The sequence below is a fragment of the Desulfovibrio sp. 86 genome, assembly GCF_902702915.1.
Classification (GTDB): Bacteria; Desulfobacterota; Desulfovibrionia; order Desulfovibrionales; family Desulfovibrionaceae; genus Desulfovibrio.
Map to the genome: position 1 here is coordinate 198112 of NZ_LR738849.1, position 15817 is coordinate 213928.

Consider the following 15817-nt stretch of genomic DNA (forward strand, 5'->3'; position numbering starts at 1 on the left):
CGTCGTTCCAAACCGCCCACGCCGTACCGGGGGCCTGTGAATCCTCCCCGTGGCTTGCGCGCCGTGGGCTACGGCACCGTCGCGCCGCACCCTTCTTGTGAGCAGCCCCGCGCCGCTCGTGCTGACAGGGCAATGAGCCAGCCGCAGCACGCCGCGCACCCGCTCAGACCGTTGCAGCCCGCAACCGGGGCACAGCATGAACCAGATACCCAGTTTGCAAACCCTCCCCCGTGCCTCTGCGCTCCTTTGCCTTGAAGTCGAGCGCTTCTGCCTGCGCCAGTTAGCCCTGCAAAAGGGGGCAAGCCTTGTACTGGCCGTTTCAGGCGGGGCTGACTCCACAGCGCTGGCTCTTGTGCTCTCCCTTTTGGCTCCGCGCCTGGACCTGCGTCTTTCAGCACTGAGCGTCAACCACGGCCTGCGCCCTGAAGCCCATGCGGATGCTGCCCATGCGCACGCGGTCTGCCAGGCCCTTGGCATGCACTGCACCCTGCGCACGGTGGATGTGAAGGGCTTTGCCGCCAGCCGCCATATGGGCGAGGAAGAAGCGGGGCGCGCCCTGCGCTACGCGCTGCTGGAAGAAGAGCGCAAAAGCCGCAACGCGCATTTTATCGCCCTGGGGCATCACCGCCAGGATCTCAGTGAAGACATATTCCTGCGGCTTGTCCGTGGCGCGGGCTGGCCCTCGCTGGGCGGCATGCCCGCCAGAGATGACGCGCGCTGTCTGCTGCGGCCGCTGCTGACCTGCGACCCTGATGACCTCAGGCAACTTTTGCGGCACTGCGGCCTTGGTTGGTGTGAAGACGCCAGCAACCAAAGCATGGACTACCGGCGCAACAGGCTGCGCCTTCAGGTCCTGCCCCTGTTGCGGGCGGAAAACCCCGCCCTGGATCGCACCCTCGGCCACATGTGGCAACTGGCCAACTTGGACAGGGAGTACTGGGAAAAGACTCTGGGCGACGCCCTGGCCGCCCATCCCTGGCAGGAAACGACCACAGAGCGGCAAGACGGCCTCCCATCCCTCGCCACGTTGACGTTGCCCCGCGCTCTGTTACGCCCTCTGCACCCGGCAGCCCGCCTGCGGTTGTATATGCGGGCGCTGCAACACTTGCGCTCCGGCAGCAAGGCAATAAGCACCACAGACGCGCCCGCGCCGCCGCAATCAACGTCCGCCCAGGCCAGGTCAAGCACCCTGCTGGCTCTGGACGAAGCCCTCACGCAAGGGCGCGGCAACACACGCTTCCAGCTGCCCGGCGGCATAGAGGCGCACCTCAAAGGCGGCAGCGTTAGCTTCATTCGTGCGCTGTAACCGCTTTGTGGGGGATGGACCCTTCTGCAAAAGGGTCCTTCCCCCACGCCCCCACCCCCTAAAACCTTTACCACAAGTGCCGTGCGCGTAAAAAAGGGAAAAGAAGCCAGACTTCTTTTCCCTGTAATCCTGTGCATGCTCCGGAATTTTCAGCCAGAGTAATGGTAGGTCGAAATTGCCCTATTTCTGCTTTGACAGATCAATAATGGCCTGAGCAATATTCTTGGTGCGCAGCCCCACAAGCTCACGCAGGCGCAACTGACTGCCATGCTCGACAAAACTGTCGGGCAGCCCCAGCCGCTTGATCCGCTGGCCACGCATGAGCCCGTTGTCCACATAAAACTCCAGCACAGCCGATGCAAACCCACCGGCCAGCACGCCCTCCTCCACAAAAAGAATACGGTCAAAGCGGCCCGCAATGGTGGCAAGCTGTTCCTGCGGCAAGGGTTTGAGCCATATGGGGTCAAAAACCAGAGGCCGAAAGCCAAGAACCTCTTCAACCTGCGCCGCAGCCTCAAGGGCGGGATGGGCGCGGCTGCCCGCTGCAACGATGGCGATGCCTTCGCCGTCCTGCAGCACCTCTCCCCTGCCGGGGGGCAGCAGACGTGGCAGCCCGTCCAGGGGAACGCCAAAGCCCGCGCCTCTGGGATACCGCAAGGCACAGGGGCCGTCGTGGTTGAGCGATGTGAAAAGACAGTGGCGCAGCATATCTTCATCACGGGGCGCCAGCAGGCTTATTTGAGGAATATGCCGCAAATAGGCGATGTCAAAGGCTCCGTGGTGTGTGGCTCCGTCTTCGCCCACAAGACCGGCACGATCCACGCACAAGGTAACGGGCAGGTTCTGAATACAGACGTCGTGCACCACCTGATCATAAGAGCGCTGAAGAAAGGTGGAATAAATGGCCAGCGCCGGACGGTACCCCTGGCTGGCAAGACCAGCGGCAAAGGTTACAGCATGCTGCTCACAGATGCCCACATCCACAAAGCGATCGGGGAATCGCTCCCTGAAACTGTCCGTGCCGGTTCCTTCCGGCATGGCAGCCGTAATGGCGATGATTCTTTTATCCTTTTCAGCCAGCTCCACCAGCGTCTTGCTGAAGATTCCGGTAAAAGACGGCACCTTGGCCGTTGAGGGTATGGGCTGGCCTGTTTCAGGCGTAAACAGCCCGACGCCATGATAGAGAGTCGGATTTTTTTCCGCAGGGGCATAGCCCTTGCCCTTTTGTGTGCGCACATGCAGCAGTACGGGGCCGTCCTCCACAGCGGCCGCCATTTGCAGATGGCGGCGCAGGCTTGTGAGGTCATGGCCGTCAACCGGGCCTATGTAGTTGAAACGAAAAGCCTCAAACAGCATGCCGGGCGTAAAAAAAGACTTGAAACTCCCCTCGCCCCGAAGGGCATACAAGGCCAATTTCTGACCAATGCGCGGGATGGAGCGCAGGAAGTTGAGCACTTCCTTACGGGCCTGCCGCACCCAGCGCCGGGACATGGTACGGCTTAAAAACAGTGAAAGCGCGCCGACATTGGGTGAAATGGACATTTCATTGTCATTGAGCACCACAATGAGCCGCCGCCCCATATGCCCGGCCAGATTAAGCCCTTCAAAAGCTTCGCCCGCAGTCAGGGAACCGTCGCCGATAACGGCCAGCACGTGGTGCTTGAGGCCCGAAAGGTCGCGGGCCAAAGCCATGCCAAGGGCGGCGGAAACGGATGTTGAGGAATGCCCGACGCCAAAATGGTCATAGGGGCTTTCGGCCATGCGCGGAAAGCCCGAAATGCCGCCAAAGGTGCGCAGGGTGTCAAACTGATGCGCCCGCCCCGTGAGCAGTTTGTGCGCATAAGCCTGATGGCCCACATCCCACACGAGCTTGTCTTTTTCAATATTAAACGTGGAAAGGAGCGCAAGCGTCAGTTCCACAACCCCCAGCGAAGGGGCGAGGTGACCGCCGTTGCGCGAAACCACTTCAATAATGCGCTGCCGCACTTCTCCGGCCAACTGCTGCAGTTGGGCTTCGCTCATGCCCCCCAACTGCGAAGGGCGCTCAATACTGTCCAAAAGCGAACCGTGCGGTTCTGCCTGCGGCGATTTAAGAGAAAAATCCCGCCCGGCATGACCTGCTTCAGCCACATTTACCCCCTGCGTATTCCCAGAGAGGTCGATCGGCATTGCTGTTTTTTGCGCATCAAGCATATCAGGCCGCCCTGTTGACCGTGTATTCGGCCAAAGCACGTAAAAATTCCGCTTCCTGCCCGCTGAAGGCCGCCAGGGCGGCCTTGGCGGTCTCGGCTTGCTCCTGCGCAAGCGCCCGGCTTGTATCGAGTCCCAGCAAGGCGGGATAGGTTTTTTTGCCCTGGGCCACATCACTGCCAGCGGGCTTGCCCAGCGTGGCCGTGTCCGCCACCACATCAAGAATATCATCGGCTATCTGAAAGGCAACACCCAGAGACGCGCCATAGGTGCCAATGGCCGCAAGATCCCCGTCAGAAGCCCCGGCCAGCATGGCCCCGCACACACAGGAAGCCCGAAGCAGCGCTCCCGTCTTCATAGCGTGTATGCCGCGCAACTCATCAAGCGAGATCTCCGCCTTGCCGGTAAATATCATGTCCCATTCCTGCCCGCCCACCATGCCGGACGAGCCAGCGGCCAGGGCCAGTTCACCCACGGCGCGCAAAACTCGGGGAGGAGCCACGGGGCTGCGGCACATCAGCAAAAAGGCATCAGTAAGCAGGCCGTCACCGGCAAGAATGGCGGTGGGTTCGTCAAAAGCCTTGTGGTTTGAGGGCTTGCCGCGCCGTAAGTCATCATTGTCCATGGCTGGAAGGTCGTCATGCACGAGAGAATAGGTGTGCACCATCTCAATGGCCGAAGCAAAAGGCAGAGCATCCTGAATGGGCAGCCCGCACAGGGCCGCAGCGCTCAGACAAAGTACGGGACGCAGGCGTTTGCCCCCGGCCTGAAGGCTGTACTGCATCGAATCCTTGAGGCGTTGCGGTATGGGCCGACCATCAAAAGCGACCGCAAGGCAGGCCTCCACCATGTGCCCACGTTCGCGCAAAAGCTCCTTCATCCGGGATACTGGCATCATCACCTGTCAAGCCTCCTACGCTTCTTCGGCTTCTTCAGCTTCATCGTCAGAGTACGAACCGGGCCCTTCCCCTCCCTGGACGCCCTGACCTGTCATGGGCCGGGCCTGGCCGTCCTGCCAGACTTCCAGTTCGTGTCGCGCCTTGTCGAGCTGCTGCCGGCAATACCGCGCGCATCCGGCGCCTTCTTTATACAGGGCCATGCCTTTTTCCAGAGGCAAGTCTCCGGATTCCAGCGCGGCAACAATTTCCTGGAGACGGGCCAGTTTTTTTTCAAAAAGATTTTCGGTCTTGGCGCTCATACAGTCTACTTTCCCTTTTGAGGGGCTTGTGAGGGCTGGCTCACTGCATTGGGGCAAAATACCTTTCAAATGGCTCTGACGGCTGCGTAAGCAGACGTTCGCTACAGAGGCGTAAGCGCAGCTTGGCTGCGCGGGTAAACGCCGAAGTGAGCGCGCCTTAAACTTTGAGAATGTGTATTCTCAAAGTTACTCTGCTCTAGGGGCGGCCCCGCCATCGGCACGAGGGGCCTGAAGAAGCGGCTGCGGATCCACCGACACACCCTGCACCAGGAGCGAGAGGTGCAAATGCGGCCCTGTGACGCGGCCCGTGGCCCCCACAAGACCTATGACCTCGCCCTTGCGCACGGCCTGGTCCTTTGCGACCAGAATTTTGGACATATGCAGGTATGCCGTAAAGACCCCTTCGCCGTGATTGATGTACACCACATTGCCCGAGAAGTACAAATCACCCGTCAGGGCCACCCGCCCATCGGCGCAGGCCACAATGGGGGTTCCCTCTGTGCCGCGCAGGTCCAGACCACGGTGCAAACCGCGCGGCTGCCCGTTGAATACCCGCTTGAGCCCAAAAAGACTTGATACGTCACCGGGAACGGGCCGCTCAAAAGGCAGCGTCCAGAGACGTTCTGGCGTGTATGCAGCCAGGGTTTTGCGCACCAGCTCCCTGTCGGCCTTGATGCGCTCCATTTGCGCCGCTGGCGGATCCACAAACTTTTTGTCCACAGTGAGCTTCTGAACCGGACGGTCTTTATCGTACACGCCAATGCCCAGTGTAGCCGCCTGCTGGACAGCGGCAGGCTTTTTGCCGCCCACATGGCCTGCCATGGGGGTCACTGAGAGTGTGAAATCATTTTCCTTGGCATCAAGGGGCACTGGCAGCAGCATGACGGCCTGCCATTTTTGCGTTCCGTCCGGAGCCTGCGCAACGGCGACGGCCGTGGCGGCGTAACTCTTGCCCATCCACTTAAAGTTGAAGGCGGTTACGGGTTCATCACTGACAGCCAGAGCCACAAAAGCGTCACCCCTGGCCACTGTGGCGGGCGCTTCAAGCTTTACCTGAGGGGTGGCAAAAGCAGAAATGTTCCCAAAGGGAGACAAGAACAGCAATGAAAAAAACGCCAGAATCAACGGCCACATGAAGGTTGACCTCTGCACGGATTCTGCCGCACGTCTATCATGACGCCGTAGTATGGTACATAACCGTTGTATCATGATTCCTCCACCTTGCGACTTTGGCGGCGTCGCACACCGTTTACCACAGCAGACAGACTGCCGTCGGACAGACGCACTTCTATGCTGGTTCCGGAAGGAACCTGGTCAACCGAGCGCACAAGGCCCTCAGACGTGCTGACCAGGGCATAGCCGCGTGTAAGCGGCATGAGAGGGTCGCGCGCTTCAAGGGCCATGGTCAGGGTTTCAAGACGTCGCAACTGCTCTGTGACGTAGCCCCGTGCCGTGCTTTGCCAATGCTGGACGCCGTGCTGCAAGGCACGTTCCTTGTCGGCCACAAGTCGCGGCAAAGCCGCATGCAGCCGGGCGGCAAGCTGTTCCAGTCGCGCATCAAGGGTATCCAGTTTTTCTGTGCCAAGGGCGTTGCGCAGGGCACGCTCCAGAAAATCGGCTTTCCGCGCCTTGTCATCCAGCCAGTACCGGCCGGAGCGCACCAAGCCCGCCTCCAGGCTGGCAAGACGTTCATAAAGGCGTTCGTGGTGACGTTGCGGCGAAAACCAGGACAAGGCTTTTTCGCATTCGCGCAGGGCCTGTCCGGCTCCTTCGAGTCGCCGCTCCATGGCGCGGCGCAGGGCTGCCCAGGTTTCATCCACACGCTGGTGCAGTTCCATCCGCAAAGGCCAGAGCAACTGGGCGGCGTGGCTTGGCGTTGCCGCACGCATGTCGGCGGTCATGTCCGCCAGGGTAACGTCCACCTCATGCCCTATGCCAGCCAGCACGGGCAGGCGGGACGCAAATATGGCCTGTGCCACTGACTCTTCGTTGAAGGCCCACAGGTCTTCCAAAGAGCCGCCGCCGCGCACGAGCACGATGGCCTGCGCCCAATCCTGGGCATTGGCCTCGGCCAGAGCCCGCACAATGGCCGGAGCGGCCTCCGCCCCCTGCACCAGTGCCGGAAACAGGCGGATGCGCGAACCGCTGCCCCGCGTGCGCGCCAGTTCAAGAAAATCGTGAATGGCCGCCCCTGTGGGGGATGTGATGAGCGCGATGCGTTGCGGATCACGAGGGAGCGGGCGTTTGCGCTGGCTGCTGAAATACCCCAGGGCCGCCAGCTTGCGCTTGCTTTCTTCAAATGCCAGGGCCAGCAGCCCCTCTCCCGCAGGCTGCACCAGTTCCACGGCAAGCTGATATTGCCCGCGTGGAGCGTATACGCTGATGCGCCCCGCGCAAAGCACGTCCAGGCCATTACGCAAAAGTTCAAGGGGGGACGGCCTTGGTTTGTCGAAAACCTCGCCCGTAAGCGGATCAAAAGGCTGTTCAGCCTGCCGCTGCATGTGCCGGAACCAGACGCACTGCAATTGCGCATCCTGATCTTTAAGGCTGAAATAGACATGCCCGGAGCCGGGGCGGGAAAAATTGGTCACCTCGCCCCGCACCCAGACAAAGGGAAAGCGCCCCTCAAGGCTCTTGCGCAATTGCTCCGTAAGCTCGCGGACTGTCAGTATGGTTTCCTGCATGGTACCCCGTGGCCCCTTGCGCGGCGAAGAAAAGAAGGCGGCTCACTGACGAACTGCGCCATGAGCCGCCCGGACACTGCAATGTGGCTGCCCGGCACGGTTTCAGAAAAACCGAGTCTGGCAACCACATAAAGCGCAAATGCCTAGCGGCTGATCCAACCCTGCCGGACTTTTTCAATCCAGACGGCAAAATCCTGCTCAAGGTTGTCAACGGAAAGCTCGCCCTTTTCACCCGTGCGGCGGTCTTTGCATTCCACGATGCCACGGGCAAGCCCCTTACCGCCGACCACAAGCTGCGCTGGGATGCCAAGCAGGTCGGCGTCCTTGAACTTGACGCCGGGGCGCTCTTCGCGGTCGTCCATCAGCACTTCCACGCTCATGCCCTGCAACAAGGCATATATTTCTTCAACCTTTGCATTAACTTCTTCACTGCGGGGATCCAGGTTGAGCAACATGCACTCAAAAGGAGCCACCGGCGGGGGAAAGACAATGCCGTGTTCGTCATGATTCTGCTCAATGGCGGCAGCGGCCACGCGGGACACGCCGATGCCGTAGCAGCCCATAATCATGATCTGTTCCTTGCCGTTTTCATCCAGGAACACGGCGTGCATGGCTTCACTATACTTCAAGCCCAACATGAAGATGTGCCCCACCTCAATGCCCCTGGTAAGCTCCATGCGACCGCCGCAACGCGGGCACTGGTCTTCGGGGGTGATGGTGCGCAAATCGCCCCAGGCGGCCACAGTGGCATCCCGCTTGAGGTCCATATGCCTGATATGGGCATCGGCCGCGTTGGCTCCAACCACATAGTCCGTGCCGCCCTGAAGCTCTGCATCGGCATAAATGGGCACACCAAGCCCCACAGGGCCGGCAAAGCCGACGGGCGCTCCGGTTGCCGCCTGCACTGTGGCGGCGTCGGCCAATTCCACTTCCTGCGCCTTCATCAGGTTCTTGAGCTTGATATCATTCACTTCGCGGTCACCGCGCACAAGCACGGCCACGGTCTTGCCGTCAACCTTGAACAGCATGGTTTTGACAACGCTGCTCGCGGGCACGCCAAGCATGGCAGCCACTTCTTCCACGCTGTGGGCTCCGGGCGTGGCGACGGTTTCCATGGCTGGGCAGGCAGCCGTGGCAGGCTGGCCCTTCCAGACGACCTCCGCCCTTTCCACGTTGGCGGCGTATTCGCAGTCGTGGCAGAAAGCGATGGTGTCTTCGCCGGTATCGGCCAGCACCATGAATTCATGGGAAAAATTGCCGCCGATGGAGCCGGTGTCGGCCTCAACGGCACGAAAGCGCAAGCCGAGACGCTTGAAGACGCGCATATAGGCGTCGTACATGGCCTTGTAGCTTTTTTCCGCGCCCTCGGTGGTGGCGTCAAAGGAATAGCCATCCTTCATGACAAATTCGCGCCCGCGCATGAGGCCGAAGCGGGGGCGGATTTCGTCACGAAACTTGGTCTGTATCTGATACAGGCGCACAGGCAGCTGGCGGTAGGAGCGCACCTCGCCGCGCACAAGATCAGTAATGACTTCTTCATGCGTGGGGCCGAGGCAATACTCGCGCTCATTGCGGTCTTTGAAGCGCAGGAGCTCCTTGCCGTAATGCTCCCAGCGGCCAGTTTCTTTCCACAGGTCGGCGGGCTGCACCATGGGCATGAGCAATTCGCGAAAATCGGCCTTTTCCATTTCTTCACGCACGATGCGGCCGATTTTTTCGATGACCCGCAGGCCAAGGGGCAGGTAGATATACAGCCCCGATGTAAGCCGACGAACCATGCCCGCCCGCAGCAGAAGCTTGTGGCTGACCACTTCCGCATCGGCCGGGGATTCCTTGAGTGTGGGAATATAGCAGGAGCTGAAGCGCATTAGATGTTTTCCTTTTCGTTAAGCAGTGATTGCAGTTCTTCCATAAACGCAGCCAGCAGGGCTTCCTGCCCCTTGACGGAGCGAACGATCTCGCCCTTGCGGAAAATAATGCCCTTGTCACGCCCTCCGGCCACGCCCAGATCGGCTTCGCGGGCTTCACCGGGGCCATTGACCACGCAGCCCATAACCGCCACCTTTACATCGGCGGTGGAGGTTGCCAGCCGCTCTTCAACGGCGCGCGCCAGTGAAAAAAGGTCAATTTCCGTCCGTCCGCAGGTCGGGCAGGAAATGATTTCCGGCCCGCGCGAGCGCAGACCAAGGGCGCGCAGAATCTCCCAGGCCACGGTGACCTCTTCGGCGGGATCGGCCGTGAGGGATACGCGCAGCGTGTCGCCAATGCCTTCGTGCAGCAATATGCCCAGCCCCACGGCAGACTTGACCGTGCCGCGCATGAGGCCCCCGGCTTCGGTAATGCCGATGTGGACGGGATAATCACAGGCCTCGGCAAGCAGGCGGTAGGCCGTGATGGTGTCCATCACGGATGAGGACTTGAGGGAAATCTTGGTATCGTAAAATCCGCGCGCCTCCAGCAAACGCACGTGCCCAAGGGCGCTTTCCACCAGGGCTTGCGGGCAGGGCCCGCCGTATTTTCGCAGCAGGTCTTTTTCCACGGATCCGGAATTGACGCCAACGCGAATGACCGCGCCGTGCGCCTTGGCCGCATCAACCACACTGTCCACATGGGCCTTGGGGCCTATGTTGCCGGGGTTGATGCGCAGGCCCTCAAAGCCCGCCTCCAAAGCGCCCATGGCAAGACGGTGATCAAAATGGATGTCGGCAATGAGGGGCAGGGATGTGCCCGCGCGAATGGCAGGCAGCGCCGCCACTGCGGCTTCATCAGGCACAGCCAGACGCACCACCTCGCAGCCCCGTTCCGCCAGTCTGGCTATCTGCGCCAGCGTGGCCGCAGGGTCGCGGGTGTCTGTGTTGGTCATGCTTTGAACCACAACGGGCGCGCCCCCGCCCACAGTCACGCTGCCGAGGCGTATGGCCCTGGTGCTTTTGCGCATGCCTTTTCTCCAATAAAAAGCCTGGCGACGCTGCGCCGCCACATCCTGTTAAGGGCGTCTTGTAAGCTATTTCCGGCCGCAAGCCAAGCATGAAGCCAATTATGCCGCTGGAACATGTTTTGCATGTTTTTCGAAAAAAACAGGCTCGGCCTGACTTCTGTTTTATTCCGGCACTGAAGTTTATCGCGCAGGGGCCGATAAGTACAACAGAACACTATTGAGGTTGCCATGCACAACTTGTTACGCCTTATCCTTATTTGTTCCCTTGCGCTGTCCTTGATGCCGGGCTGCTCTAAAGCTCCGGCCACTGCCAATGATCCTGGCTACATAGATGCCGTTGAACTGAAACTGAAATTTCGCGAACTGACGGACCAGATGCTTGCCACCATGCCCAATGACGCCCTGCAAGGGGTCGTGGCCATGCCCACATCCTTTGTGGACGAAAACAATACGTCACGCAGTTCACCCCTGGGCAGACTCATGGGCGAAGCCATGTTTTACGAATTCAACCAGCGCGGCTTTCCCGCGCGCGAATATCGCCTGACCGGCAATATCGCCGTTGTGGGCGGCCGCGATGACCTGGCTCTCATCGAAAACGCCGTCATCCCGGCCGGGCAAAAATGGGCGGCCCTGGTCGTGGGCACCTATTATGTGGACAAAGACGCCACCTTCGTCAACGCGCGTCTGGTTCGCGCCACGGACGGCCTGGTCATGCGCACTGGGCAGCTTGTGCTTGTGAACACCCCCATTGTGGCCCGCATGGGCAAAACTGACCCCCCTGCCGTCAAACCCGCGCCCGCGCAGACCAGCAGTTCAAGTGTGGCCTCAGCGTCGAAATCCTCCGGCCAGCGTGGCGGTTTGTACCCTTCGCTCTATACCCCGGCCAGTTCCATCACCAGCGGCAGCATTAACATCAAACAGGGCAAATAATGCCGGAAGCAGCCATGCGCGTCATCCCACGCATCATAACAGTCATTTTTCTCGCTTTTGCGGCGGGACCGGTTCTGACCGTAAGTTCGGACGGCCCGCAGGCAACAGGTCAGAACCTTTCTGCCTATGAAGCGGGCCCGACCCAAACGGCACGCACTGGCGGGTCAGCGGGCCAGGGGCCGAACATCAGCGCCAAGTATCTCAAGCAGGCCCGGCAGTACCGGGACCAGGGCCGCTATGAACTGGCCCGTCAGTCATACACGCAAGCGCTTTCCACCTGCCGTTCCGCCGAGGATCTGGCCATTATCGAAAAAGAACTGGGCGGCATTGAACTTTTGCTGCGCACCATGCGTTGAGGATTATCATGAGCCGTTATATTGCCGTTATACTCCTGCTGGCGGCCCTGCTTCTGCCCCTCACGGCCGCAGCCGCAGGCAATGTGCCCGCCGCAGCCACCACCATAGCGCGCCAGTTGGATGAGCAACTGATGATGCGCTACGCGGGCTCCGACCCCGAGGTCAGCAAAAAAGAGCAGCAGGCCCTGGCGCGCGCCCATATCATTATCATGGGCACCACCCCTGCCAACCTCAATGACCTCAATGAGGCTTCGCCGTTGGCCCGCCAGATGATGGAAGAGGTCACACGCTGGCTCATGAACGCAGGATACCGCTTTCAGGAACTGCGCAAGGGGAGCGACATCTATTTTGACAAAAGAAAGGGCGAGTTCATCCTTACCCGCGACGTCAAGCGTCTGGCCAGCAGGGTTGGCACAAGCCAGGCCATCATGGCGGGAACCTACGTTGTCAGTGGGGAACAGGTGCGCTTCAACATCCGGCTGATCCACACCAACAGCAACGAAGTGCTGGCCATGGGTTCGGGCACGGTGCCCATTACCGACGACCTCATGCCGCTCCTGCGTGATCCTTCTCCGGGAGGCAAGGGGGGTGTTACGCCCACGGTGAATACGCGCTTGCAGTAAGTTTTCTTGCCTCCGCCACGCTTTCTGTCTATAACAGGCCCGGCCCAGTACATGTGCCGGGCCTTCAAACCTGAAAACTTTTCGCTGCGCGGGTCTGCAACAACCCGCGCGGCTTCGTTATTCCTTTCAATGCAAGAGCACTTGCCGCGATTCAGGAGAAAGCATGGCCCTCAGCATAGGTATCGTCGGTCTGCCCAACGTGGGCAAGTCTACCCTTTTCAACGCCCTTACCAAGGCCCAGAACGCCCAGGCCGCCAACTATCCCTTCTGCACCATTGAGCCCAACAAGGCCACTGTTGCCGTGCCTGACAAGCGCCTGCAGGAACTGACAAACAAGGCCAAGCCACAAAAAACCATCAACGCCAGCGTGGATTTTATCGACATTGCCGGTCTTGTGCGCGGCGCCAGCAAGGGTGAAGGGCTCGGCAACCAGTTTTTGGGCAACATCCGCGAATGCGCGGCCATTGTGCATGTGGTGCGCTGTTTTGAAGACGAAAACATCACGCACGTGGACGGCGGCGTAGACCCTTTGCGCGATGTGGACACCATTGAGACCGAACTGCTGCTGGCCGATCTGCAAGGCGTCGAAAAGCGCCTGGAACGTCTGCAAAAGATGGCCAAAACCAACAAGGACGCCAAGGCAGTGGCCGACATAATGCAGACATTGCTGGCCCACCTCAATGACGGCAAGTCCGCCCGCGATTTCCCCCTGCCCGAAACCAATGAAGCCTTCATGACTTCATGGCGCGAACTGGGCCTGCTAACGGCCAAACCCGTCATTTACTGCGCCAATGTGGACGAAGCCGCAGTGGCCGGGGGCAATGCCTTTGTGGAAACCCTCAAGGCTTTTGCCGTTGATCGCCAATCGGGCTTTGCCTGCATTTGCGCCAAACTGGAAGAAGAACTGCAAGGCCTGTCCGACGCGGAACAGGCAGAAATGCTGTCTTCATACGGCATTGATGAAAGCGGCCTCGTGCGCATCATTCGCACGGGCTACGAAACGCTCGGCCTGTGCAGCTACTTCACCGTAGGCCCCCAGGAAGTGCGCGCCTGGACCATACACAAGGGCTGGAAGGCCCCTCAGGCGGCCGGGGTCATACACACGGACTTTGAGCGCGGCTTTATCCGCGCCGAGGTCATTTCCTACAATGACTACATGAGCCATGACAATGAGGCGGCCTGCCGCGCCAGCGGCGTGCTGCGCGTGGAAGGCAAGGAATATGTGGTCAAGGACGGGGATGTGATGCATTTCCTGTTCAACGTATAACGTATTTTACTGTCATTCTGCCGGAAAAACGTATTTTCCCATCGAATCCACACCACGCCAAAAGGCCCTCCCGCTGAACCGGGAGGGCCTTTTTCGTGTTCAGGTCTTTATGGGAACTACGCTTTCTTCATGTGCTCTATGAGTTCAATAAGGCTATGGGCCTGCTTGCGCAGGGCTTCCAGCTCGCTCATGGCCACCTGCATGGATTCGGCTGTGGTGGCGGCAATATGGTTCACTTCAGCGATGGATTTGTTGATTTCTTCGCTGGTGGCCGACTGCTGCTCACTGGCCGTGGCAATGGCGCGCACTTCATCGGCTGTCTGATCCACCATCACCACGATTTCCTGCAGCGCTTCACCGGATTTGTTGGAAAAATCCGTCGCCGAGGCGATATTGCGCACAGCCATATCCACTTCCTGGATGCTCTGTGAGGCGCTCTGCTGGATGGCCTTAATGGCATTGCCCACGTCAGTGGTGGAGGTCATGGTTTTTTCGGCCAGCTTGCGCACCTCGTCGGCCACTACTGCAAAGCCGCGTCCAGCGTCGCCGGCCCTGGCGGCTTCAATGGCCGCGTTCAGCGCCAAGAGGTTGGTCTGGTCAGCAATGTCAGAAATGACGCCCATGATCTGGCTGATGGCCTTTGCATGCTCATCGAGCTTCGTCATGCCGTCCTTGAGGGCCATCGACTGCCGCTGCACTTCCTGAATGCCGCCCACAGCCTTGGACACGACCTCAGAACCAGCTTGGGCCTTCATTTTGGCAGAAGCGGAAACGTCCGCCGCTCCACCGGCATTTCGGGCCACCTCAAGCACTGTGGAGTTCATTTCTTCCATGGCTGTGGCGGTTTCGGACAGTCTGGACACCGCGTGGTTCAACGCGCCGCCGGTATTGTCCACCTGTTCGGCAATATCGTTGATGGAGGAATTAAGTTTTTCAACCACGCCCTCAATTTGGGCGGCGGCGCTTATCATGCCATCGCGCTTGGCGATTTCGGCCTGAGCCTGGGCCTGTTTGGCCTCTTCCATTGCGCGCTGCGCCTCTTCACCCATCAAGCGGGCCTGCTCGGCCTGCTTGCCTGCGTCTTGAACCAGCTTACGCAAATTCTCTTCCATATGCCGCAGCGCGTCGGCCAGTTGCCCCATGTCATCCTTGCTATAAACATCAAGCGTCAAATCCTGCTGCCCTTCAGCCACCCCAAGGGCGTACCGGGTGATTTTACCCACGGGCGCGCTGACGCGAAGCCCAATAATGACTGACATGGTAAGCTGCACAACCAACAGGGCAATGCCAACCATGACGGCCTTGTTAATAGCCTCACGCTCGAGCTGCTGCAGCACGTTTATGGGCATACCCACAAACCACATGCCGATAATTTTGTCGTTCACATCCCTGACGGGCCAGTACGCGGAGTTGTACTCCACGCCTAAAATATTGTTGTGGGTAAAACGTGTTTCACCTTTATTCAGCACTGCTTCAACGATCTCAGGAGATTGAAGTTTGGTACCCACAGCTCGCTGCCCATTGTTCATAATGGTGGTCATTATGCGCGTGTCGCCCCTGAAAATGGTGACATTCAGGCCGGACAGCTGCTTGAGCCAGTCAAGGTAGGCAGGCGTCACAAGGGACTTGCCAATGGAAACGGAACCCACCAGCCTGCCTTCATACAATATGGGCTGGCTTGCCCGAATGGTAAAGGGCACTATGGTGCCTTCAACCATAGCCGCAGCGGGTTGCCCCTTGAGGGCCAGCACCACGGTTTCCTGGTTGATGACGCTGTCGTTGTATTTGTCGGAATGGCCGCGGGCGATGACCTTGCCGGTTTCGTCCGTAATGGTCATGAAATCAGACTCAGCCATTTTCATGAGCTTTTGCCCGATTTCTCTGGATTGAACATGATCTTTTTCGGCAATGGCGCGGGCAAAGTTGCTATCCTCGGCAATCAGGGCTGCGCTATGGATAAACTGGCTGCGAGTTATCTCGGTAGCTTCCGTAATGACGTTCTGCATGCGGCGTATGCCCGTGTCCAGCTCAACTTCAATTGGCACCTTCATGAAGTAGATGGAAACAAAAAGCACTACTCCACAGCAGGTGATCAGCGCAGCAAAGAGCGAACCCACATATTTGTGTGTGAGCGTTATACGCATGCTCCCTCCTTAAAACAAAAAGTTACAGTCCCAACATATATTGCCAGTAGTAAATCTTACGCCGGAAGGTAGGTTACTGCCGCAGATATATGGCAAACGGCACAAAGGTCCCCGCCCTATGATCGCTCGTGTGTCTCCGATACCCTGTCGCCAGTCACCCGATGCCGACCAAAGCAGACAG

13 protein-coding genes are annotated in these 15817 nt (G+C 59.3%); 5 read left to right on the top strand and 8 right to left on the bottom strand.

The window, feature by feature from the left end; genetic code table 11:
* The first annotated feature begins 196 nt into the window (after window positions 1-196).
* The gene (gene tilS, locus DESU86_RS00795) at window positions 197-1306 is read left to right on the top strand and encodes a tRNA lysidine(34) synthetase TilS (RefSeq protein ID WP_179979305.1); all 1110 of its coding nucleotides are present in this window, start codon (window positions 197-199) and stop codon (window positions 1304-1306) included.
* 180 nt (window positions 1307-1486) lie between these two features.
* On the opposite strand, the gene dxs is transcribed toward tilS, so the two are convergent.
* From dxs to ispG, 7 genes are all read right to left on the bottom strand, one after another.
* Complete coding sequence (dxs, locus tag DESU86_RS00800) at window positions 1487-3436, bottom strand: 1-deoxy-D-xylulose-5-phosphate synthase (RefSeq protein ID WP_442873470.1); 1950 nt, start codon at window positions 3434-3436, stop codon at window positions 1487-1489.
* 64 nt (window positions 3437-3500) lie between these two features.
* Window positions 3501-4394, bottom strand: coding sequence for a polyprenyl synthetase family protein (locus DESU86_RS00805; protein ID WP_179979306.1), 894 nt, complete (start codon window positions 4392-4394; stop codon window positions 3501-3503).
* Window positions 4395-4409: 15 nt separating this feature from the next.
* Window positions 4410-4694, bottom strand: a complete 285-nt coding sequence (gene xseB, locus DESU86_RS00810; RefSeq protein ID WP_179979307.1) for an exodeoxyribonuclease VII small subunit — start codon at window positions 4692-4694, stop codon at window positions 4410-4412.
* A 186-nt stretch (window positions 4695-4880) separates the two neighbouring features.
* Window positions 4881-5846 carry a M23 family metallopeptidase gene (locus DESU86_RS00815; RefSeq protein ID WP_232088211.1) on the bottom strand — a complete coding sequence of 322 codons (966 nt, stop codon included), beginning with the start codon at window positions 5844-5846 and terminating at the stop codon, window positions 4881-4883.
* Between the two features lie 53 nt (window positions 5847-5899).
* Complete coding sequence (gene xseA / locus DESU86_RS00820) at window positions 5900-7378, bottom strand: exodeoxyribonuclease VII large subunit (RefSeq protein WP_179979308.1); 1479 nt, start codon at window positions 7376-7378, stop codon at window positions 5900-5902.
* Window positions 7379-7521: 143 nt separating this feature from the next.
* Window positions 7522-9246 (bottom strand): proline--tRNA ligase, encoded by a 1725-nt coding sequence (locus DESU86_RS00825; RefSeq protein WP_179979309.1) that lies wholly within the window; start codon window positions 9244-9246, stop codon window positions 7522-7524.
* Complete coding sequence (gene ispG / locus DESU86_RS00830; RefSeq protein ID WP_269474297.1) at window positions 9246-10358, bottom strand: flavodoxin-dependent (E)-4-hydroxy-3-methylbut-2-enyl-diphosphate synthase; 1113 nt, start codon at window positions 10356-10358, stop codon at window positions 9246-9248. Before ispG ends, DESU86_RS00825 begins: the two co-directional genes overlap by 1 nt.
* A 186-nt stretch (window positions 10359-10544) precedes the next feature.
* Between ispG and DESU86_RS00835 the strand changes: the two genes are divergently transcribed.
* From DESU86_RS00835 to ychF, 4 genes are all read left to right on the top strand, one after another.
* The gene (locus tag DESU86_RS00835) at window positions 10545-11246 is read left to right on the top strand and encodes a FlgO family outer membrane protein (RefSeq protein ID WP_179979311.1); all 702 of its coding nucleotides are present in this window, start codon (window positions 10545-10547) and stop codon (window positions 11244-11246) included.
* A gap of 14 nt (window positions 11247-11260) precedes the next feature.
* Entirely contained in the window at window positions 11261-11602 is a 342-nt protein-coding gene (locus tag DESU86_RS00840; RefSeq protein WP_232088212.1) for a hypothetical protein, read from the top strand.
* 8 nt (window positions 11603-11610) lie between these two features.
* Window positions 11611-12225, top strand: a complete 615-nt coding sequence (locus DESU86_RS00845; RefSeq protein ID WP_179979312.1) for a FlgO family outer membrane protein — start codon at window positions 11611-11613, stop codon at window positions 12223-12225.
* A 163-nt stretch (window positions 12226-12388) separates the two neighbouring features.
* On the top strand, window positions 12389-13492 hold the full coding sequence (gene ychF, locus DESU86_RS00850) for a redox-regulated ATPase YchF (protein WP_179979313.1): 1104 nt from the start codon (window positions 12389-12391) through the stop codon (window positions 13490-13492).
* A gap of 116 nt (window positions 13493-13608) precedes the next feature.
* On the opposite strand, the gene DESU86_RS00855 is transcribed toward ychF, so the two are convergent.
* Entirely contained in the window at window positions 13609-15636 is a 2028-nt protein-coding gene (locus DESU86_RS00855) for a methyl-accepting chemotaxis protein (RefSeq protein WP_179979314.1), read from the bottom strand.
* Between the last annotated feature and the right edge of the window lie 181 nt (window positions 15637-15817).